The sequence below is a fragment of the Rhodovulum viride genome (assembly GCF_003265965.1).
In the GTDB taxonomy this organism is placed as follows: domain Bacteria; phylum Pseudomonadota; class Alphaproteobacteria; order Rhodobacterales; family Rhodobacteraceae; genus Rhodovulum; species Rhodovulum kholense.
Map to the genome: position 1 here is coordinate 236,792 of NZ_MUAV01000004.1, position 19,494 is coordinate 256,285.

General features: G+C 66.3%; 21 protein-coding genes. 15 read left to right on the top strand and 6 right to left on the bottom strand.

Annotation, left to right across the window (positions count from 1 at the left end; genetic code table 11):
- Positions 1-247: 247 nt before the first annotated feature.
- From lepA to BYZ73_RS23700, 4 genes are all read left to right on the top strand, one after another.
- Positions 248-2,050 carry a translation elongation factor 4 gene (lepA, locus tag BYZ73_RS05155; RefSeq protein WP_112315174.1) on the top strand — a complete coding sequence of 601 codons (1,803 nt, stop codon included), beginning with the start codon at positions 248-250 and terminating at the stop codon, positions 2,048-2,050.
- 170 nt (positions 2,051-2,220) lie between these two features.
- Positions 2,221-2,604, top strand: coding sequence for an NADH:ubiquinone oxidoreductase subunit NDUFA12 (locus BYZ73_RS05160; protein ID WP_112315145.1), 384 nt, complete (start codon positions 2,221-2,223; stop codon positions 2,602-2,604).
- 7 nt (positions 2,605-2,611) lie between these two features.
- Positions 2,612-3,124 (top strand): outer membrane lipid asymmetry maintenance protein MlaD, encoded by a 513-nt coding sequence (gene mlaD, locus BYZ73_RS05165; RefSeq protein ID WP_112315146.1) that lies wholly within the window; start codon positions 2,612-2,614, stop codon positions 3,122-3,124.
- On the top strand, positions 3,121-3,681 hold the full coding sequence (locus tag BYZ73_RS23700) for a DUF2155 domain-containing protein (protein WP_245895633.1): 561 nt from the start codon (positions 3,121-3,123) through the stop codon (positions 3,679-3,681). Before mlaD ends, BYZ73_RS23700 begins: the two co-directional genes overlap by 4 nt.
- On the opposite strand, the gene aat is transcribed toward BYZ73_RS23700, so the two are convergent.
- The 3 genes from aat to accB are packed head-to-tail and all read right to left on the bottom strand — an operon-like array spanning position 3,645 to position 6,176.
- A complete protein-coding gene (gene aat / locus BYZ73_RS05175) occupies positions 3,645-4,289 on the bottom strand; it encodes a leucyl/phenylalanyl-tRNA--protein transferase (RefSeq protein ID WP_425451066.1) in 645 nt (214 codons plus the stop codon). The two genes, BYZ73_RS23700 and aat, sit on opposite strands and share 37 nt — an antisense overlap.
- Before the next feature lie 29 nt (positions 4,290-4,318).
- On the bottom strand, positions 4,319-5,668 hold the full coding sequence (accC, locus tag BYZ73_RS05180; RefSeq protein ID WP_112315148.1) for an acetyl-CoA carboxylase biotin carboxylase subunit: 1,350 nt from the start codon (positions 5,666-5,668) through the stop codon (positions 4,319-4,321).
- 13 nt (positions 5,669-5,681) lie between these two features.
- Positions 5,682-6,176 carry an acetyl-CoA carboxylase biotin carboxyl carrier protein gene (accB, locus tag BYZ73_RS05185; RefSeq protein ID WP_112315149.1) on the bottom strand — a complete coding sequence of 165 codons (495 nt, stop codon included), beginning with the start codon at positions 6,174-6,176 and terminating at the stop codon, positions 5,682-5,684.
- A 348-nt stretch (positions 6,177-6,524) separates the two neighbouring features.
- Between accB and BYZ73_RS05190 the strand changes: the two genes are divergently transcribed.
- A complete protein-coding gene (locus tag BYZ73_RS05190) occupies positions 6,525-7,865 on the top strand; it encodes an NAD(P)-dependent oxidoreductase (RefSeq protein ID WP_112315150.1) in 1,341 nt (446 codons plus the stop codon).
- 3 nt (positions 7,866-7,868) lie between these two features.
- Complete coding sequence (gene preA, locus BYZ73_RS05195; RefSeq protein WP_112315151.1) at positions 7,869-9,188, top strand: NAD-dependent dihydropyrimidine dehydrogenase subunit PreA; 1,320 nt, start codon at positions 7,869-7,871, stop codon at positions 9,186-9,188.
- Between the two features lies 1 nt (position 9,189).
- On the opposite strand, the gene BYZ73_RS05200 is transcribed toward preA, so the two are convergent.
- A complete protein-coding gene (locus tag BYZ73_RS05200) occupies positions 9,190-9,372 on the bottom strand; it encodes a hypothetical protein (protein ID WP_108026410.1) in 183 nt (60 codons plus the stop codon).
- 275 nt (positions 9,373-9,647) lie between these two features.
- Positions 9,648-10,262, bottom strand: coding sequence for a TetR family transcriptional regulator C-terminal domain-containing protein (locus tag BYZ73_RS05205; RefSeq protein WP_112315152.1), 615 nt, complete (start codon positions 10,260-10,262; stop codon positions 9,648-9,650).
- 241 nt (positions 10,263-10,503) lie between these two features.
- On the opposite strand from BYZ73_RS05205, the gene aptA reads away from it, so the two are divergent.
- Positions 10,504-11,832, top strand: a complete 1,329-nt coding sequence (gene aptA, locus BYZ73_RS05210; protein ID WP_112315153.1) for an omega-aminotransferase AptA — start codon at positions 10,504-10,506, stop codon at positions 11,830-11,832.
- Between the two features lie 88 nt (positions 11,833-11,920).
- Here the strand turns inward: aptA and BYZ73_RS22670 are convergent, their stop codons facing one another.
- Positions 11,921-12,154 carry a hypothetical protein gene (locus tag BYZ73_RS22670; protein WP_181497963.1) on the bottom strand — a complete coding sequence of 78 codons (234 nt, stop codon included), beginning with the start codon at positions 12,152-12,154 and terminating at the stop codon, positions 11,921-11,923.
- A 201-nt stretch (positions 12,155-12,355) separates the two neighbouring features.
- On the opposite strand from BYZ73_RS22670, the gene BYZ73_RS05220 reads away from it, so the two are divergent.
- The 8 genes from BYZ73_RS05220 (at position 12,356) to BYZ73_RS22675 (ending at position 19,266) form a co-directional block, all read left to right on the top strand.
- Positions 12,356-13,606, top strand: a complete 1,251-nt coding sequence (locus tag BYZ73_RS05220) for a Zn-dependent hydrolase (RefSeq protein WP_112315154.1) — start codon at positions 12,356-12,358, stop codon at positions 13,604-13,606.
- Positions 13,607-13,696: 90 nt separating this feature from the next.
- Positions 13,697-15,151 (top strand): dihydropyrimidinase, encoded by a 1,455-nt coding sequence (gene hydA / locus BYZ73_RS05225; RefSeq protein ID WP_112315155.1) that lies wholly within the window; start codon positions 13,697-13,699, stop codon positions 15,149-15,151.
- A 105-nt stretch (positions 15,152-15,256) separates the two neighbouring features.
- The gene (locus BYZ73_RS05230; RefSeq protein ID WP_245895635.1) at positions 15,257-16,036 is read left to right on the top strand and encodes an ABC transporter ATP-binding protein; all 780 of its coding nucleotides are present in this window, start codon (positions 15,257-15,259) and stop codon (positions 16,034-16,036) included.
- Positions 16,029-16,229 (top strand): hypothetical protein, encoded by a 201-nt coding sequence (locus BYZ73_RS05235; RefSeq protein ID WP_112315156.1) that lies wholly within the window; start codon positions 16,029-16,031, stop codon positions 16,227-16,229. The genes BYZ73_RS05230 and BYZ73_RS05235 overlap by 8 nt, the downstream gene beginning before the upstream one ends.
- The gene (locus tag BYZ73_RS05240; protein WP_112315157.1) at positions 16,222-17,097 is read left to right on the top strand and encodes an ABC transporter permease; all 876 of its coding nucleotides are present in this window, start codon (positions 16,222-16,224) and stop codon (positions 17,095-17,097) included. Before BYZ73_RS05235 ends, BYZ73_RS05240 begins: the two co-directional genes overlap by 8 nt.
- A complete protein-coding gene (locus BYZ73_RS05245; RefSeq protein WP_108026434.1) occupies positions 17,094-17,936 on the top strand; it encodes an ABC transporter permease in 843 nt (280 codons plus the stop codon). The genes BYZ73_RS05240 and BYZ73_RS05245 overlap by 4 nt, the downstream gene beginning before the upstream one ends.
- A gap of 38 nt (positions 17,937-17,974) precedes the next feature.
- Positions 17,975-18,961, top strand: a complete 987-nt coding sequence (locus BYZ73_RS05250; protein ID WP_108026437.1) for an ABC transporter substrate-binding protein — start codon at positions 17,975-17,977, stop codon at positions 18,959-18,961.
- Between the two features lie 158 nt (positions 18,962-19,119).
- A complete protein-coding gene (locus BYZ73_RS22675; protein WP_158272331.1) occupies positions 19,120-19,266 on the top strand; it encodes a hypothetical protein in 147 nt (48 codons plus the stop codon).
- Positions 19,267-19,494: the final 228 nt, after the last annotated feature.

Here is a 19,494-nt window from a genome sequence, read left to right on the forward strand (position 1 = left end):
TATTCTCCAAGTCGGTAATCGCCATGACAAACCTCTCCGCCCGCTCCAGTTTGCTGGCGGCTCGGCCACCGATCAAGTGCGGGAAACGCGCTTGCGCGGAGGTGTCTGCAGAGCCCGGTTGGATGGGCGCGTGTGGTGGGGGCGGATCGTGCTATATCTGGCAGGCGAACCGCCCGTCGGGACCTCTTTGCAGGCCCTTTGAAACAGCCCATTGACCGGCTTCGAAATCCACCGCATATCCGCGCGCATGACCGAGCTCAGATACATCCGCAACTTCTCCATCGTGGCCCATATCGACCACGGGAAATCGACCCTTGCCGACCGGCTGATCCAGCTGACCGGCACCGTCGCCGAACGCGACATGAAGGAGCAGTTGCTCGACTCGATGGATATCGAGCGCGAGCGCGGCATCACCATCAAGGCCAACACCGTCCGGATCGAATATCCGGCGAAGGACGGCCAGATCTATGTGCTGAACCTGATCGACACGCCCGGCCATGTGGACTTCGCCTATGAGGTCAGCCGGTCGATGCGCGCGGTCGAGGGCTCGCTGCTGGTCGTCGATGCGACTCAGGGGGTCGAGGCGCAGACGCTGGCGAACGTCTATACCGCCATCGAGGCCGATCACGAGATCGTCCCGGTCCTGAACAAGATCGACCTTCCGGCGGCCGAGCCCGAGCGGGTGGCCGAACAGATCGAGGACGTGATCGGCATCGACGCCTCGAACGCGATCCGGATCTCGGCCAAGACCGGGCTTGGCATCCCGGACGTGCTGGAGGCCATCGTCACCCGCCTGCCGCCGCCCCATGAGGGCGACCGGACGAAACCCCTGAAGGCGCTGCTGGTCGACAGCTATTACGACGCCTATCTAGGTGTCGTGGTTCTGGTGCGGATCATGGACGGCGTGCTGAAGAAGGGCGACCGCATCCGCATGATGAAGACGGGCGGTGTCTATCCGGTCGACCGGATCGGCGTCTTCCGGCCCGCGATGCAGAACGTGGACGAGCTGGGCCCGGGCGAGATCGGCTTTCTGACCGCCTCGATCAAGCAGGTCCGCGACACCCGCGTCGGCGACACGGTGACGACCGAGAAGAAGGGCTGCGAGACGCCGCTTCCGGGGTTCAAGCCCAGCCAGCCGGTGGTCTTCTGCGGGCTGTTCCCGGTCGATACCAACGATTTTGACGATCTGCGCGACGCCATCGAGAAACTGGCGCTGAATGACGCCTCCTTCACCTATGAGATGGAGACTTCGGCGGCGCTGGGCTTTGGCTTCCGCTGCGGGTTCCTGGGGCTTTTGCACCTTGAGGTCGTGCGCGACCGGCTGGAGCGGGAATACGGGATCGACCTGATCACCACGGCGCCCTCGGTGATCTACAAGATCCACATGAAGGATGGCGAGGTGCGCGAGCTGCACAACCCCGCCGACATGCCCGACCTGACCTATGTCGATCATATCGAAGAGCCGCGGATCAAGGCCACGATCCTCGTGCCCGACGAGTTCCTGGGCGACGTGCTGAAGCTGTGCCAGGACCGCCGGGGCGAGCAGCTGGACCTGACCTATGCGGGGTCGCGCGCGATGGCGGTCTACGATCTGCCGCTGAACGAGGTGGTGTTCGACTTCTACGACCGGCTCAAGTCGGTGACCAAGGGCTATGCCAGCTTCGACTACCAGATCTCGGGCTATCGCGAGGATTACCTCGTGAAGATGCAGATCCTCGTCAATGACGAGCCGGTCGATGCGCTGTCGGTGATGGTCCACCGCGACCGCGCCGAAATGCGCGGCCGGGCGATGTGTGAGAAGCTGAAGGAGCTGATCCCGCGCCACATGTTCAAGATCCCGATTCAGGCGGCGATCGGCGGCCGGGTGATCGCGCGCGAGACCATCGCGGCGCTGCGCAAGGACGTGACCGCGAAATGCTATGGCGGCGATGCGACGCGAAAGCGCAAGCTTCTGGACAAGCAGAAGGCCGGCAAGAAGAAGATGCGCCAGTTCGGCAAGGTCGAGATCCCGCAGCAGGCCTTCATCAACGCGCTGAAGATGGACGACTGAGCCCGGGTGTCGACTGCGCCTCGCGCCCGGCCCTCTGGGACCGGACCGGAACCGGACAGGAACCGGACGCGCGCGCGAGGCGCGGTGCCGACTGCGTGAGGCCCGGCCCTGGCACTGGACCTCGGCCCCGACTTGGGCCATACCAATTCCAAACCGGTCAGGAGGAACGCATGGGCGTGGTCGACAGTTTTCTCAGCTACGTGACCTGGTGGAACGGGCAGACCGTGAACACCCGGATCTGGACTGCGCGCAACGGCCAGAAGGTCGGCGAGGACGGGCAGGGCAACGTCTTCTACCGCTCGAAGGACGGCAAGCGGCGCTGGGTGATCTATAACGGCGAGGTCGAGGCCAGCCGGATTTCCCCCGAATGGCATGGCTGGCTGCACCACACTTACGACGCGCCCCCGACCGAGGCGCCGCTGCCGCACAAGGCCTGGGAAAAGCCCCACAAGGAAAACCTGACAGGCACGCCCCTGGCCTATGCGCCCCCGGGCTCGATCCGCCGGCCCGAGCCCGAGCCGCGGCGCGATTACGAGGCCTGGCAACCGGAATAAACACGATATGGCAGAGAACAGCGCGACCGAAATCCTGACCGGCGCCGCCGTGCTGGCGGTGGCCGCAGGCTTTTTCGTCTATGCCTCGAATGCGACGGGCATGATCGGCAATGCCGCCCAGGACCATTACGAACTGACCGCCAGCTTCCGCTCGGCCGAGGGGGTGTCGGTGGGTACCGATGTGCGGCTGGCCGGGGTCAAGGTCGGCACCGTGACCGCACTTGACCTGAACCCGCAGACCTTCCGCGCCGATGCCCGGTTTTCGGTGAAGACCGGGATCGAGATCCCGGATGACAGCACCGCTGCGGTCGCGTCCGAAGGGCTTCTGGGCGGGACCTTCCTCGAACTGGTGCCGGGCGGCTCGCCCTTCAACCTGGAACCGGGCGCCGAGGTGATCGACACCCAGGGCGCGGTCGGGCTGATTTCGCTGCTGATGAAATTCGTCGGCGGCAGCGGCGGGTCGGATGCGGCCGATGCCGGAGACGACGCGGCCAGCACGGGCGGGGGTGCCGGGCAATGATCCGCGCGGCGCTGGCGGCCTCGCTTCTGACGCTGGCGGCGCTGCCCGCGCTGGCCCAGCAGCAGTGGAGCCCCGACGGCTGGACCCCGGATGGCTGGTCGGTCGAGCCGCTGGAGGACATGCCCCATGCCGACGAGATGATGGAGGGGCTCGGGCTCGATCAGACCCAGCTGGCGGGCCGCCCGCTGCCGCTGGTGAGCCGCCCCGACCCGCTGGTGATGCAGGAGCACCGGACCGAGACCCGGACCGCCGCGGTGACCGCGACCGCGCCCCATGGCGCGGTGCTGCGGGGGCTCGACAAGCTGTCGGGCGACACGGTCGACCTGACGCTGGCGCCGGGCGAGACCGGCCGGGTCTGGCGGCTGACCGTGAAACTGGACGAATGCCGCTTTCCGGCCGACAACCCGGCCTCGGACGCTTTCGCCTATCTCGACATTTCCGACCCGACCCGGAACAGCCACCTGTTTTCGGGCTGGATGATCGCGTCGAGCCCGGCGCTGAACCCTCTCGACAATTCGCGCTACGACGTCTGGGTGCTGCGCTGCAAAAGCAGCTGAGCCGCGGGAAGGGGCCCCGCCCGGTCGAAATTCGCGCCCAGGTTCACGGCGCGTTCCAGCCGTAGCAGATAGTCGTCGCGCTCGATCTCGATGGCGCCGAGGCTGGCCAGATGGTCGGTCAGGAACTGCGTGTCAAAGAGCGTGAACCCCCCGATCCTGAGCCGGTCGACCAGATAGGCCAGCGCCACCTTCGAGGCGTCGGTGCGGCGCGAGAACATGCTTTCGCCGAAGAAGGCCGCGCCCAGCGTGACGCCGTAAACCCCGCCCACCAGTTCCTCGTTCTGCCAGACCTCCATCGTATGGGCGTGGCCCAGCTCGAAAAGCTGCCGGTAGAGGCGGTAGATCTCGTCGTTGATCCAGGTCTCGGGGCGGCTGGCGCAGCCCTGCACCACGCCCTCGAAGGCGGTATCGGCGCGGATCTCGAACCGGCCCCGGCGGATCGTGCGGGCGAGGCTTTTCGAGATATGGAAGCCGTCGAGCGGGAAGATGCCGCGCTTGCGCGGATTGACCCAGAAGATGCGCGGGTCATGACGCGACTCGGCCATGGGGAAAATCCCCATGGCATAGGCCCTGAGCAGGGTCAGTGGCGTCAGGCGTTCGGCATCCATCATCGCTCCCGTGGCCGGGGGCGCGCCGGTCAGAGCTCGGGTCCGGACTCCAGCCAGCGTTCCAGCCAATGGATATTGTAAGCGCCGCGCTGGATGTCCGGTTCCATCAGCAGGGCCCGGAACAGCGGCGCCGTGGTCTCGACCCCGTCGACGATCAGCTCGCCCAGCGCGCGGTCGAGCCGGGCCAGAGCCTCGGTCCGGTCGCGGCCATGGACGATCAGCTTGCCGATCAGGCTGTCGTAATAGGGCGGGATCGAATAGCCGTCGTAAAGCGCCGAATCCATCCGCACGCCCAGCCCGCCCGGGGCGTGATAGGCGGTGATCTTGCCGGGGCAGGGCGCGAAGTTCGGCAGCCGTTCGGCATTGATCCGCACCTCGACCGCATGGCCGTTCAGCTGCAGATCGTCCTGGTCGAAGGACAGCGGCAGGCCTTCTGCCACGCGGATCTGTTCGCGCACCAGATCGACGCCGAAGATCGCCTCGGTGACCGGGTGTTCGACCTGAAGACGGGTGTTCATCTCGATGAAGTAGAACTCGCCATCCTCAAAGAGAAACTCGATGGTCCCGGCGCCGGAATAGCCGATCCGGGCCACGGCGTCGGCGCAGACCTTGCCGATGCGGGCGCGGGTCTCGGGGTCGATGACGGGGCCGGGGGCTTCTTCCAGAACTTTCTGGTGGCGGCGCTGAAGCGAGCAGTCGCGTTCCCCCAGATGGACCGCATTGCCCTTGCCATCGCCGAAAACCTGGATCTCGATATGGCGGGGCCGCCCGAGATATTTCTCGATATAGACCTCGTCATTGCCGAAGGCCGATTTCGCCTCGGCCCGCGCGGTCTGGAAGGCCTGTTCCAGATCCTCGGCGGTCTTGGCCAGCTTCATGCCGCGCCCGCCGCCGCCGGCGGTGGCCTTGATGATGACCGGATAGCCGATCTCGGCCGCGACCGTGCGGGCGCTCTCGAGATCGGGGACGCCGCCGTCCGACCCGGGCACGCAGGGCACGCCCAGCGCCTTCATGGTCTCCTTTGCGGTGATCTTGTCGCCCATCATCCGGATATGTTCGGCCGAGGGACCGATGAAGGTCAGGCCGTGATCCTCGACGATCTGCACGAAACGCGCGTTTTCGGACAGGAAGCCGTAGCCCGGGTGGATCGCCTGGGCGCCGGTGATTTCACAGGCCGAAATGATCGAGGGAATGGACAGATAGCTTTCGGTGCCGGGGGGCGGGCCGATGCAGACGCTTTCGTCGGCCATGCGCACATGCATGGCATCGGCATCGGCGGTCGAATGCACCGCGACCGAATGAATGCCCATCTCGCGGCAGGCCCGGATCACGCGGAGCGCGATCTCTCCGCGGTTGGCGATGAGGATCTTGTCGAACATGACCCGCGGCGTCCTACTCGATGATCATCAGCGGCGTGCCGAATTCGACCGGCGCTGAATCCTCGATCAGGATGCGCTTGACGGTCCCGGCGCGCGGGGCGGGGATGTGGTTCATCGTCTTCATGGCTTCGACGATCAGCAGGGTCTGGCCCTCGGTCACGGTCTCGCCGACCTTGACGAACGGGTCCGAGCCGGGCTCGGGCTGCAGATAGGCGGTGCCGACCATCGGCGAGGTGACGGCGCCCGGATGCTGCGCGGGGTCCTCGACGCTGACCTCGACGGTGGCGCCGGGGGCGGCCGCGGCGGGGGCCGGGGCGTAGGCCGGCATCGGCATCGCCGGGGCATGCGCGACGACCGGGGCCGGCTGCGAGCGCGATACCCGCACATCCAGCGAGTCGTCCTCGCCGTATTCGCGCTTGACCTGCAGTTCGGTCAGGTCGTGTTCGCGCAGAAGCTCGGCCAGCGCCTGGATGAAGGCGACGTCCGCCTCGTGGGAAGTCTTGGTCATGCCTGTCCTCGATCGGTCGCGCGGCCCCAGGCCCATGGGCGGGGCCGCGGTAAGAATTGGGGCGCTTATACGCGAGGGAAAACCCCATGGAAAGGCGGTGCGGCCGGTTTTCGCGGCCCGCCGCGCCGACATGCGAGCGCCCGGCCGTCAGACGCATCGGGCCGTTCGGCGGCCCCGCGACCCGCCCTGCGACAGTGCGTGCGGGACAAGGGGCGCCTTTTCCTTGGGCAGATGGACCCGCGCACGGCCCGGAATTGGGGCAAAACGGCAGGCTGAAAAATTTACCTTTTGATAAAATCCGGGGCTGTGGCAGGCTTGCCCGAAGACAAGAAGACAGGGAGGGCCGGAATGGCCAATTCGCCACTGACCCCGGGCGTCGTTCCCGGGCGTCTGCAGCCAGACGACTATACCCGGAACTTTGCCGACAAGGCGCCGCCGCTGACCGTGCATGAGGCCGCGGTTGCCGCGGATCGCTGTTATTTCTGCCATGATGCGCCTTGCGTCACGGCCTGTCCCACCGCTATCGACATCCCGCTGTTCATCCGCGAGATCGCGACCGGCGCGCCTGCCGCGGCGGCGCGGACGATCTTCGAACAGAACATCTTGGGCGGCATGTGCGCGCGGGTCTGTCCGACCGAACAGCTGTGCGAGGAGGCCTGCGTGCGGATGACCGCCGAGGCCCGCCCGGTCGAGATCGGGCGCTTGCAGCGCTTTGCCACCGACACGCTGATGACGCGCGAGGGTCACCCCTTCGTCCGCGCGGCGCCGACGGGGCGGCGGATCGCCGTGGTGGGGGCGGGGCCCGCGGGGCTGGCCTGCGCGCACCGGCTGGCGATGAAGGGCCATGAGGTGCAGCTATTCGACGCACGGCCCAAGGCGGGCGGGCTGAACGAATATGGCATCGCGGCCTACAAGACCGTCAACGACTATGCCCAGGCCGAGGTCGCCTGGCTGATGGGGATCGGCGGAATCTCTGTCACGAACGGCAAGGCGCTGGGCCGCGACATGACGCTGGACGAACTGCGCGCGGGCCATGACGCGGTCTTCCTCGCAATCGGGCTGGGCGGCGTCAACGCGCTTCGGGCCGAGGGCGAGGACAAGGCGCAGGTGGTGGATGCGGTCGATTTCATCGCCCGGCTGCGCCAGGCCGAGGATCTGTCGACCATTCCGGTCGGGCGCCATGTGGTGGTGATCGGCGGCGGCATGACGGCGGTCGACGCGGCGGTGCAGTCAAAGCTTCTGGGGGCGGAATCCGTCACCATGGTCTATCGGCGGGACCGCGCGGCGATGAGCGCCTCGGAAGAGGAACAGCATCTGGCCAGTTCCAAGGGCGTGCGGATCGTGACGGGCGCGGCGCCCTTGCGCCTGCTGGGCGAGGGCGCGGTCGAGGCAGTGGAATTCGCCTATACCCGCGAAACCGACACCGGGCTGGAACTGACGGACGAGACCTTCCGGATCCGGGCCGATCAGGTCTTCAAGGCCATCGGGCAGAAGCTTGAGGGCGCGCCCGAGGGGATCGCGCTTTCGGGCCGCAAGATCGCGGTGACCGGGCCGGGGCGGACGTCGTTGCCCTTGGTCTGGGCCGGGGGCGACTGCGCCACCGGGGGCGACGATCTGACGGTGACGGCGGTGGCCGAGGGCCGCGACGCCGCCGAGGACATTCACGCAACGCTGATGGCGGAGGGCTGATCCATGGCCGATCTTTCCTGCGATTTCGTGGGCATCAAAAGCCCGAACCCGTTCTGGCTGGCCTCGGCGCCGCCGACCGACAAGGAATACAATGTTCGCCGCGCCTATGAGGCGGGCTGGGGCGGCGTGGTCTGGAAGACGCTGGGCGAGGACGGCGCGCCGGTCGTGAACGTCAACGGCCCCCGCTATGGCGCGATCTACGGCGCCGACCGGCGGCTTCTGGGGTTGAACAATATCGAGCTGATCACCGACCGGCCACTGGAAGTGAACCTGCGCGAGATCACGACGGTCAAGCGCGACTATCCCGACCGGGCGCTGGTGGTGTCGCTGATGGTGCCCTGTGAGGAAGACGCCTGGAGGCACATCCTCGCGCGGGTCGAGGAAACCGGCGCCGACGGGGTCGAGCTGAACTTCGGCTGTCCGCACGGGATGAGCGAACGCGGCATGGGCTCGGCCGTGGGGCAGGTGCCCGAATATGTCGAGATGGTCACCCGCTGGTGCAAGCAGATGACCCGGATGCCGGTGATCGTGAAGCTCACGCCCAACATCACCGATATCCGCCTGGCCAGCCGCGCCGCCCACAAGGGGGGCGCCGATGCGGTCAGCCTGATCAACACCATCAACTCGATCACCTCGGTCGATCTGGACCTGATGGCGCCCGAGCCCACTATCGACGGCAAGGGCACCCATGGCGGCTATTGCGGCCCGGCGGTCAAACCCATCGCGCTGAACATGGTGTCGGAGATCGCCCGCGACCCGGCGACCCGGGGCCTGCCGATCTCCGGCATCGGCGGGGTGACCACCTGGAAGGATGCGGCCGAGTTCATGGCGCTGGGGGCGGGCAACGTGCAGGTGTGCACGGCGGCGATGACCTACGGCTTCCGGATCGTGCAGGAGATGATCGCGGGGCTGTCGGACTGGATGGATCGCAAGGGCCATGCGCGTCTGGACGATTTCGTCGGCATGGCGGTCCCGAACGTGACCGACTGGCAGTATCTGAACCTCAACTACATCGCCAAGGCGCAGATCGACGCCGAAACCTGCATCAAATGCGGTCGCTGTTATGCCGCCTGCGAGGATACCAGCCATCAGGCCATCGAGATGACGGCGGACCGGTCGTTCGTGGTGAAGGACGAAGAGTGCGTGGCCTGCAATCTTTGCATCGACGTCTGCCCGGTGGAGGGCTGCATCGAGATGCGTCAGCTGGCGCCGGGCGAAATAGACCCGCGCACCGGAACGGAAGTCCCGGCGAGTTATGCCAACTGGACGACCCACCCCAACAATCCCGGGCGAAAAAGCGCCGCGGAGCAGGGGTTGGAGTAGGTCAGACTTCTATGTCAAGCTGGCGCGGGGCCGGCTCGGACGTGTCCCCGGCCATCTCGACCCGCCAGAAGACGGAGGCTTCGTTCTGGCGCCGCTCGGCTTCAAGCTGAAGCGGCGTTGTATCGAAGGCGGGCGGCGGCCCGGCAGGGCGGTCGGGATCGGGCGCAGGAAATTCCTGACGCATCGGCGTCTGGCCGCGTTGGCCGGTTTCCGAACGTGTCTGGCTTGAACCGCCGCCAGATCCGGCAGCAGCCACCGGCGCCGTCGGCGCCGCAGGGGCGACAATGGTAGGCGCTACGTCATGCGCGCCTCCCACCGAAATGGGAGCGATAAATTGCATTTCACCCAAGCTCCAGCTCAGGCCCCCACCACCATCAGGAAATATGCACGAGACAGGGGGTCTTGAGAAGATCCCGGCGGAAGGTTTCTGATCTCAAGGTTAACGCCCGCCGCGCCTCGTCAGGGGGTCAGCAAGCGGCGGAACAGGGTCGCCAGATAGCGGTCGGCGCCGTCGAACGGATCGTCCTTGCCTGGGCCCAGAACCGCCCGCACCTGCACGTCGAAATCGGCGTAATGCTGGGTCAGCGCCCAGATCGAGAAGATCAGGTGATAGGGATCGACCGGCGCGATCCGGCCCTCGCGTGCCCAGCCGGAAATCACTGCGGCGGTCTGGTCGACCAGGGTCTTCAATTCACCTTCAAGCGTCGGCCGGATCCGCTCGGCCCCTTGCAGGATCTCGTTGGCGAAAAGCCGACTTTCGCGCGGAAAATCGCGACTGAGCAACAGTTTGCGGTGCACGTAGCCCAGGATTTCGTCGAGCGGCTCGCCGCCGGGGTCAAGCGCGCGCAGCGGCGCGAGCCAGGTGTCCATCAGCCCCGCCAGCAAGGCCTCGTGCATCGCCTCCTTGGAGGGGAAATAGTACAGCAGGTTCGGCTTCGACAGACCCGCGGCCTGCGCGATCTGATCCAGCGTCGCCCCGCGAAATCCGTGCTGCGAAAACACCTCCAGTGCCGCCCCGAGAATGGTCTCGCGATTCCGCTGCTGGATCCGGGTGCGGGGCGGGGTGTCGGTCATGCGCGCCACCGGAATTTGCCTGATCCGTTAATTCCACTTTCCATAGGTTGCGCAAAATCCCATCATTCCCGGGCGAAAATCGCCACTCGGTCGGACACTGAGAGAACGACTCGGGCCGGGGCCGGAGCCGTCCGCTTGACTGGTTCCCGACCTCTGCTAGCGTGCCCCTGACCGTTTGGTCAAATGTTTTGGGTCTTTCGCCTTTGCGCGGGCGAAGGGCCATAATTCAAGGGGGTCCCCCATGGCGCTCGATCGCAATTCCGGTCCCAACGACCTGTCGGCTTTCTGGATGCCGTTCACCGCGAACCGGCAATTCAAGACGGCGCCGCGGATGCTGGTGGGCGCAGAAGGCATGTATTACCGCACCGCCGACGGCCGCCAGGTGCTGGACGGCACGGCGGGGCTGTGGTGCTGCAACGCGGGCCATTGCCGGCCGAAGATCACCGAGGCAATCCAGAAGCAGGCGGCTGAGCTTGACTATGCGCCGGCCTTCCAGATGGGCCACCCCAAGGCGTTCGAGCTGGCCAGCGCGGTGCGCGACATGGCGCCGAAGGGCATGGATCACGTGTTCTTCACCAATTCCGGGTCGGAATCGGTCGAAACCGCTCTCAAGATGGCCATCGCCTATCACCGGGCGCGGGGCGACGGCGCGCGCACCCGCCTGATCGGGCGCGAGCGCGGCTATCACGGGGTGAACTTCGGCGGCATCTCGGTCGGCGGGATCGTCAGCAACCGCAAGATGTTCGGCAGCCTGCTGACCGGCGTCGACCACCTGCCGCATACCCATCTGCCGGAGCAGAACGCCTTTACCCGTGGCCAGCCCGAACATGGCGCCCATCTGGCGGACGAGCTGGAACGGATCGTGGCGCTGCATGGCGCCGAGACCATCGCCGCGGTGATCGTCGAGCCGATGTCGGGCTCGACCGGCGTGCTGCTGCCGCCCAAGGGCTATCTGGAAAAGCTGCGCGCGATCACGAAGAAACACGGCATCCTGCTGATCTTCGACGAGGTCATCACCGGGTTCGGGCGGCTTGGGTCGTCCTTCGCGGCCGAGCATTTCGGGGTGCTTCCCGACATGATGACCACCGCCAAGGGCCTGACCAACGGGGTGATCCCGATGGGCGCGGTGCTGACCACATCCGAGGTGCATGACGCCTTCATGCAGGGCCCCGAGCACATGATCGAGTTCTTCCATGGCTATACCTATTCCGGGAACCCGATCGCCTCGGCCGCGGGGCTGGCGACGCTTCAGACCTATCGCGAGGAAGGGTTGTTCGAGAATGCCGCAGCACTGGCGCCCTATTGGGAGGATGCGCTGCACGCGCTGAAAGGCTTGCCGCATGTGATCGACATCCGCAACATGGGCCTGATCGGCGCGGTCGAGCTGGAACCCATCGCGGGCGAACCGACGAAGAGGGCCTTCGCCGCGTTCCTCGATGCCTTCGAGAAGAACCTGATGATCCGCACCACCGGCGACATCATCGCCATGTCGCCGCCCCTGATGATCAACAAGGCCCAGATCGACGAACTTTTCGGCAAGCTGACCGATGTTCTCAAGGCGCTGGACTGAACCTTTCCAGCAGCGCGCCCGCCGGAGCGGACCGGCGGGCGCAAAGGCTGCAGCGGATGTCCCGGGTCGTCCGGGACCCGCTGCGGGCTTATTGGGCCGGGGCTTCGAGCGGCTCGGCCGGGGCCGGGGCCGCTTCGGCCGGCGCTTCGGCCTCTGCCGGAGCCGCGGTGTCGGCGGCGGGCGCCGCGACCGCGGCGACTTCGGCTTCGGTCCCGGCTTTCGGGCTGGGATCGGCCTTGTTCAGCTCGTAGCCGAGCCCGAACACGCCGATCAGGGCCACGAGGCCCAGCATCCATTTGAACTGGTCTTTCAGAATTTCCAAGGTCACGACCTCCCGAGGGGAATTGTGAATGCCGGGCCGAGGCCCGGCCAGATGAGGAAACGCCCCGCGGACGCGGGACGCCCGAATGTAACCGCCGGACAGACGAAGAATATTGTCCCTGACGCCGCACCTGCCCGTGTCGGGCAAGGCGGCGCTCCGAGGCACTGACGGCAAGACCGAATGACAGGTGAGGTAAGAACGATGACAGCCCCAGGTGAGAATCTGCGCATCAACGGCGACCGGCTCTGGGACAGCCTGATGGAGATGGCCAAGGTCGGCCCCGGCATCGCCGGCGGCAACAACCGCCAGACGCTGACCGATGCCGATGCCGAGGGCCGCGCCCTGTTCCAGAGCTGGTGTGAGGCGGCCGGCCTGACGATGGGCGTCGACCGGATGGGGACGATGTTCGCGACGCGCGCGGGCGCGGACCCGGACGCGCTGCCGGTCTATGTGGGCAGCCATCTCGACACCCAGCCCACGGGCGGAAAATATGACGGGGTGCTGGGGGTTCTGGGCGCGCTGGAGGCGGTGCGCACGATGAACGATCTCGGGATCCGGACGAAGCATCCCATCGTCGTCACCAACTGGGCCAACGAGGAAGGCGCGCGCTTTGCGCCCGCGATGCTGGCCTCGGGAGTTTTCGCCGGTGTGCACAGCCTCGACTATGCCTATGGCCGCAAGGATCTCGAGGGGCTGAGCTATGGCGACGAGCTGGCCCGGATCGGCTGGAAGGGCGAGGAAGAGGTCGGCGCCCGCAAGATGCATGCCTATTACGAGCTGCATATCGAGCAGGGCCCGATCCTCGAGGCCGAGGGCAAGGAAATCGGGGTCGTCACCCATTGCCAGGGGCTGTGGTGGCTGGAATTCACCCTGACGGGCCGCGAGGCGCATACCGGCTCGACGCCGATGGCGATGCGGGTGAATGCGGGGCTGGCGGCGGCGCGCATCTTCGAGATGGTGCAGGAGGTCGCGATGGCGGCCCAGCCCAATGCCGTGGGCGGCGTGGGGCAGATGCAGTTCTCGCCCAATTCGCGCAACGTGCTGCCGGGGTCCGTGGTCTTCACCGTCGACATCCGCACCCCCGATCAGGCCAAGCTCGACCGGATGCGGGCCGAGATCGAGACCCGCGCGGCGGCGATCTGCGAGGATCTGGGCGTCGGTTGTTCGGTCGAGCCGGTGGGCCATTTCGACCCCGTGACCTTCACCCCCGATCTGGTGAGCGCGGTCCGGAGCGCGGCCGAGAAGCTCGGTTATTCGCATATGGATATCGTTTCGGGGGCGGGGCACGATGCCTGCTGGGCCGCCAAGGTCGCGCCCACCACGATGATCATGTGCCCCTGCGTCGGCGGGCTGTCGCATAACGAGGCCGAAGAGATCTCGAAGGACTGGGCCGCCGCGGGGGCCGATGTGCTGTGCCACGCGGTGCTCGAAACGGCGGAGGTCGTCGGCTGAGCCAAGGCCGGGGGGCTCTGCCCCCCGGGACCCCCCGGGGTATTTTTCCAAGAAGAAATGGGCCGCAGAGCCCGACAGGGAGTTGAAGACATGAGCACGGTTATCAGGAACGGCACCATCGTGACCGCCGATCTGACCTATGAGGCGGATGTGCTGATCGAGGGCAGAAAGATCGCCGCGATCGGCCCCGATCTTTCCGGCGACGAGGTGCTGGATGCCTCCGGCTGCTATGTGATGCCGGGCGGGATCGACCCGCATACCCATCTGGAAATGCCCTTCATGGGCACCTATTCCTCGGACGATTTCGAATCCGGCACGCGCGCGGCTCTGGCGGGCGGCACGACCATGGTGGTCGATTTCGCGCTGCCCTCGCCGGGACAGGGTCTGCTGGATGCGCTGAAGATGTGGGACAACAAGTCGACGCGCGCCCATTGCGACTATTCCTTCCACATGGCGATCACCTGGTGGGACAAGCAGGTCTTCGACGAGATGGAAACGGTGGTGAAAGAGCGCGGCATCACCACCTTCAAGCATTTCATGGCCTACAAGGGCTCGCTGATGGTGAATGACGACGAGATGTTCGCCTCGTTCCGCCGCTGCGCCGAGCTGGGGGCCATTCCGCTGGTCCATGCCGAGAATGGCGATGTCGTGGCCGAGCTGTCGGCGAAGCTGCTGGCCGAGGGCAACAATGGCCCCGAGGCCCATGCCTATTCGCGCCCGCCCCAGGTCGAGGGTGAGGCGACCAACCGCGCGATCATGATTGCCGACATGGCGGGCGTGCCGCTTTACGTGGTGCATGTCTCTTGCGAGGAGAGCCATGAGGCGATCCGGCGCGCGCGGATGCAGGGCAAACGGGTCTGGGGCGAGCCGCTGATCCAGCATCTGACGCTGGACGAAAGCGAATATTTCAACGCCGACTGGGACCATGCCGCGCGCCGCGTGATGTCGCCGCCCTTCCGCAACCGCCAGCATCAGGACAGCCTGTGGGCGGGGCTCGCCTCGGGCTCGCTGTCTTGCGTCGCGACCGATCACTGCGCCTTTACCACCGATCAGAAACGCTATGGTGTTGGCGATTTCACGAAGATCCCGAACGGCACCGGCGGGCTTGAGGACCGGCTGCCGATGCTTTGGACCTATGGCGTCGGCACCGGGCGGATCACGCCCAACGAGTTCGTGGCGGTGACCTCGACCAATATCGCCAAGATCCTCAACGTCTATCCCCGGAAAGGCGCGGTGCTGGTCGGCGCGGATGCCGATCTGGTGGTCTGGGACCCCGAGAAGACCAAGACCATCGCCGCCGCATCCCAGCAATCGGCCATCGATTACAACGTCTTCGAGGACAAGGAGGTCAGGGGCCTGCCGCGCTATACGCTGACCCGCGGCCGCGTTGCCGTCGCCGATGGCGAGATGAAGCCGCAGGAAGGCTGGGGTGAATTCGTCAAGCGCCCGCCGAACGGCGCCGTCAACAAGGCGCTGTCCTCCTGGAAAGAGCTGACCGCGCCCCGCAGGATCGAGCGGGCGGGCATTCCGGCCAGCGGCGTCTGACGCCACGGTCCCCTTTGCGAGAGGGCGGGTGCGGGGGATCCTCGCGCCCGGATGTGAGGGGCGGGGCCGCGCGGGTGCGTGCGCCTTGCAGGCAAGGGACGTGACGTGAAGACACCGGTCATCAAGGCAGAAAACGTCGATCTGGTGTTCCAGACCGGCGACGGGTCCGTGCAGGCATTGAGCGATGTGTCGCTCGATGTGGGGCGCGGCGAGTTCGTGAGTTTCATCGGCCCCTCGGGCTGCGGCAAGACCACCTTCCTGCGCTGTGTGGCGGCGCTGGAACATCCGACCGGCGGCAGCCTCAGCGTCAACGGGATGAGCCCCGACAATGCCCGCAAGGAACGCAGCTATGGCTATGTCTTCCAGGCGGCGGGGCTTTACCCTTGGCGGACGATTGCGCGCAACATCCGGTTGCCGCTGGAAATCATGGGCTATCCGAAGGCCGAACAGGCGGCGCGGGTGCAGAAGGTGCTGGAGCTGGTCGACCTGGCGGGCTTCGGCAACAAGTTTCCCTGGCAGCTGTCGGGCGGCATGCAGCAGCGGGCCAGCATCGCGCGGGCGCTGGCCTTCGATGCCGATATCCTGCTGATGGACGAACCCTTCGGCGCGCTGGACGAAATCGTGCGCGACCATCTGAACGAACAGCTTCTGGCGCTTTGGGCCCGGACCGGCAAGACCTGCCTGTTCGTCACCCACTCGATCCCCGAGGCGGTCTATCTGTCCACGAAGATCGTGGTGATGAGCCCGCGCCCGGGGCGGATCGCCGATGTGATCGACAGCCCGCTGCCGAAAGAGCGGCCGCTCGACATTCGCGATACGCCGGAATTTCTTGAAATCGCCCATCGCGTCCGCGAAGGGCTGCGCGCGGGGCATGCCTATGACTAGGAAACAGCGTCTGACGGGGGCGGGGCTGGCGGGGCTGTGGCTGGCGGTTCTGCTGGTCTGGGTCTTCGCGCCTTCGGTGATGGCGGTGCCGGTGCTGGGCTGGGGGCTTTTCCTTCTGCTGCTGGCGCCCCTGGTCTGGGGCATGCATCTTCTGGCGCGGCGGCTGGCCCGCAAGGGGCGGCGCGATGCGTAGCGTTCTGCCGATCCTGACGGTGGTGCTGGCGATCCTTGCGCTCTGGTACGGGGCGGCGGTGGCACTGAATGCGCGTTGGACGCTCGATCAGGCGGCGCGCGCGGGGCAGGAGCTGACCGTCAGCCAGATCGTGTCCGACACGCTGCACCAGGAACGCCCGAAGCTGCCCGCGCCGCATCAGGTGGGGGCCGAGCTTTGGAAGACGACCGGGGCGATGGCGCTGGAGGGGCGCGCCTTTTCCAAGCGCAGCCTGATCTATCACGGCTGGGTCACGCTGTCGGCCACGTTGCTGGGCTTTGCCATCGGTGCGGGCGCGGGCATCCTGCTGGCGGTGGGCATCGTTCATAACCGCGCGATGGACCGCAGCGTGATGCCCTGGGCCATCGCCTCGCAGACCATCCCGATCCTCGCGATCGCGCCGATGATCATCGTGGTGCTGAATTCCATCGGCATCACCGGGCTGGTGCCCAAGGCCATCATCTCGGCGTACCTCTCGTTCTTCCCGGTCGCGGTCGGCATGGTGAAGGGGCTGCGCAGCCCCGATGCGATGGATCTCGACCTGATGAAGACCTGGGGCGCGCGTGCGGGCCAGGTGTTCTGGAAACTGCGCTGGCCCTCGTCGATGCCCTATCTCTTTACCTCGCTGAAGGTCGCGATGGCGGCAAGCCTCGTCGGCGCCATCGTGGGCGAGCTTCCCACGGGCGCGATCCGGGGCCTTGGCGCGCGGCTGCTGGCGGGCAGCTATTACGGCCAGACGGTGCAGATCTGGAGCGCGCTTTTCGGCGCCGCGATCCTCGCAGCTTTGCTGGTCGGGCTGGTGGGGCTCGCGCAGCGGATCACGCTGAAACGGATGGGGATGGCACGATGAGCTGGGTTCTCGGGGCGCTGGGCTTCTGGGCCGCCGCCTGGGCGCTGAATGTGCGGCTGGCGCGGCTGCGCAATACGCGCACGCTGGGCCTCTTGATGCCCGCGCTGTTCGGTCTGACCCTGCTGGTGGTCTGGGAGGGGCTTGTGCGCGGCCTGAACGTGCCGGGCGTGATCCTGCCGCCGCCCTCGGCCATCGGGGCGCGGATCGCGACCAGCCTGCCGGTGCTCTGGGCCGATTTCGTCCAGACCTTCGTCAAGGGCGCGCTGTCGGGCTATGTGCTGGGCTGCGGCGCGGGGGTGCTGAGCGCCATTGCCATCGACCGCTCGCCCTTCCTGCAACGCGGGCTGCTGCCGGTCGGCAATTTCATCGCGGCCCTGCCCATCGTCGGGACCGCGCCGATCCTCGTGATGTGGTTCGGCTTCGACTGGCAGTCGAAGGCGGCGGTGGTCGTCGCCATGGTCTTCTTCCCGGTGCTGGTGAACACCCTCCAGGGGCTTTCGGCGGCCGATGCCATGCAACGCGACCTGATGAAGACCTATTCCGCAAGCTACCTGCAGACGCTGACCAAGCTGAGGCTGCCCGCGGCCATGCCCTTCATCTTCAACGGGCTGAAGATCGCCACCACGCTGGCCCTGATCGGGGCCATCGTGGCCGAATTCTTCGGCAGCCCGATCCGGGGCATGGGCTTCCGGATCTCGACCGAGGTCGGGCGGCTCGCGCTCGACATGGTCTGGGCCGAGATCGCCGTGGCGGCCCTGGCCGGGTCCGCCTTTTACGGCGCGGTGGCGGCGTGCGAACGCGCCGTCACCTTCTGGCACCCGTCGCAACGGGGCCTTTGACAACAAGCAAGGGGCGAATGACCCCACAGGAGGTAAGGATGGACGTGAAACTGACGGGGGCGCTGGCCGCGCTTCTTCTGGGGACCGGGTCGGCGCAAGCTGCCGACGAGGTCACGCTGCAGCTCAAATGGGTGACCCAGGCCCAGTTCGCGGGCTATTACGTGGCGCTCGACAAGGGCTTCTACGACGAGGAAGACCTTGATGTGACCATCAAGCCCGGCGGGCCCGATATCGCGCCGAGCCAGGTGATCGCGGGCGGCGGGGCCGATGTGATGATCGACTGGATGCCCTCGGCGCTGGCCGCGCGCGAGAAGGGGCTGCCGATCGTCAACATCGCCCAGCCCTACAAGTCCTCGGGCATGATGCTGACCTGCCTGAAGGAAACTGGGGTCGAAAGCCCCGAGGATTTCCCGGGCCGCACGCTGGGGGTCTGGTTCTTCGGCAACGAATATCCCTTCCTCAGCTGGATGGCGCATCTTGGCATTCCGACCGACGGGTCCGAGGGCGGCGTGACCGTGCTGAAACAGGGCTTCAACGTCGATCCGTTGTTGCAGAAGCAGGCCGACTGCATCTCGACCATGACCTATAACGAATACTGGCAGGTGATCGACGCGGGGATCGCGCCCGAGGAACTGATCACGTTCAAATACGAGGATCAGGGCGTCGCCACGTTGGAAGACGGGTTGTACGTGCTGGAGGAAAAGCTGGACGATCCGGCCGAGGTCGACAAGCTGGTGCGCTTCGTGCGGGCCTCGATGAAGGGCTGGAAATGGGCCGAGGCCAATCCCGAAGAGGCCGCGATGATCGTGCTCGACCATGACGAGACCGGGGCGCAGACCGAAAAGCACCAGATCCGGATGATGGGCGAGGTCGCCAAGCTGACCGCGGGCTCTAATGGCGCGCTCGATCCCGAGGATTACCGGCGCACGGTCGATACGCTGCTGGCAGGCGGGTCGGACCCGGTCATCACAAGGGAACCCGAGGGCGCCTGGACCCATGTCGTCACCGATGCCGCGCTGCACTAGACGGCGCGGCCATATGCAGGCCGGGCGGGTCCCGGCGCGCCGCGATGACGCGGTGGCCGGGCCTCCGCCTGTCTTGATCGGAATCAAGGATGTGTTTTACTGAACGGTGTAGTTCAGTTTCGGCGGGTCGGGACACCCGCCAAGGAAGGGAGAGAGCAATGCGGAACATCACGAAGGTCAAGGGACTGCTGCTTGGGATCGGTCTGGTGGCGGTGCTTGCGGGCTGTGCCAAGGAGCCCGAGGAATGCGAACCGGGCGTGAGCACCATCAGCGACATGGCGACGGTCACGGCGCCCGGGTGCTGAAACGCCTTCCCGGCCGGAGGCCGGGGTGTCATTCGACAGTAAAAGGGCCGGTGGATGACCACCGGCCCTTTTCTTTCAAAACCTTCGGGGCGGATCAGTCCGTGTTCATCCTGTTATTGATCAGCTCGTCGACGACCGAAGGATCGGCGAGGGTCGAGATGTCTCCGAGCGAGCCGAAATCGTTCTCGGCGATCTTGCGCAGGATCCGGCGCATGATCTTGCCGGACC

What these genes read in the sequence shown, in the direction of transcription:
- BYZ73_RS05205 (WP_112315152.1), bottom strand. Translation starts at nt 10,262, where the DNA reads ATGACCGACACCCCGCCCCGCACCCGGATCCAGCAGCGGAATCGCGAG.
- BYZ73_RS05245 (WP_108026434.1), top strand. Translation starts at nt 17,094, where the DNA reads ATGAGCTGGGTTCTCGGGGCGCTGGGCTTCTGGGCCGCCGCCTGGGCG.
- mlaD (WP_112315146.1), top strand. Translation starts at nt 2,612, where the DNA reads ATGGCAGAGAACAGCGCGACCGAAATCCTGACCGGCGCCGCCGTGCTG.
- lepA (WP_112315174.1), top strand. Translation starts at nt 248, where the DNA reads ATGACCGAGCTCAGATACATCCGCAACTTCTCCATCGTGGCCCATATC.
- aat (WP_425451066.1), bottom strand. Translation starts at nt 4,289, where the DNA reads ATGGATGCCGAACGCCTGACGCCACTGACCCTGCTCAGGGCCTATGCC.
- BYZ73_RS05190 (WP_112315150.1), top strand. Translation starts at nt 6,525, where the DNA reads ATGGCCAATTCGCCACTGACCCCGGGCGTCGTTCCCGGGCGTCTGCAG.
- BYZ73_RS22675 (WP_158272331.1), top strand. Translation starts at nt 19,120, where the DNA reads ATGCGGAACATCACGAAGGTCAAGGGACTGCTGCTTGGGATCGGTCTG.
- accB (WP_112315149.1), bottom strand. Translation starts at nt 6,176, where the DNA reads ATGACCAAGACTTCCCACGAGGCGGACGTCGCCTTCATCCAGGCGCTG.
- BYZ73_RS05200 (WP_108026410.1), bottom strand. Translation starts at nt 9,372, where the DNA reads ATGCGTCAGGAATTTCCTGCGCCCGATCCCGACCGCCCTGCCGGGCCG.
- BYZ73_RS05220 (WP_112315154.1), top strand. Translation starts at nt 12,356, where the DNA reads ATGACAGCCCCAGGTGAGAATCTGCGCATCAACGGCGACCGGCTCTGG.
- BYZ73_RS05240 (WP_112315157.1), top strand. Translation starts at nt 16,222, where the DNA reads ATGCGTAGCGTTCTGCCGATCCTGACGGTGGTGCTGGCGATCCTTGCG.
- BYZ73_RS23700 (WP_245895633.1), top strand. Translation starts at nt 3,121, where the DNA reads ATGATCCGCGCGGCGCTGGCGGCCTCGCTTCTGACGCTGGCGGCGCTG.
- BYZ73_RS05235 (WP_112315156.1), top strand. Translation starts at nt 16,029, where the DNA reads ATGACTAGGAAACAGCGTCTGACGGGGGCGGGGCTGGCGGGGCTGTGG.
- BYZ73_RS05250 (WP_108026437.1), top strand. Translation starts at nt 17,975, where the DNA reads ATGGACGTGAAACTGACGGGGGCGCTGGCCGCGCTTCTTCTGGGGACC.
- BYZ73_RS05160 (WP_112315145.1), top strand. Translation starts at nt 2,221, where the DNA reads ATGGGCGTGGTCGACAGTTTTCTCAGCTACGTGACCTGGTGGAACGGG.
- aptA (WP_112315153.1), top strand. Translation starts at nt 10,504, where the DNA reads ATGGCGCTCGATCGCAATTCCGGTCCCAACGACCTGTCGGCTTTCTGG.
- accC (WP_112315148.1), bottom strand. Translation starts at nt 5,668, where the DNA reads ATGTTCGACAAGATCCTCATCGCCAACCGCGGAGAGATCGCGCTCCGC.
- hydA (WP_112315155.1), top strand. Translation starts at nt 13,697, where the DNA reads ATGAGCACGGTTATCAGGAACGGCACCATCGTGACCGCCGATCTGACC.
- preA (WP_112315151.1), top strand. Translation starts at nt 7,869, where the DNA reads ATGGCCGATCTTTCCTGCGATTTCGTGGGCATCAAAAGCCCGAACCCG.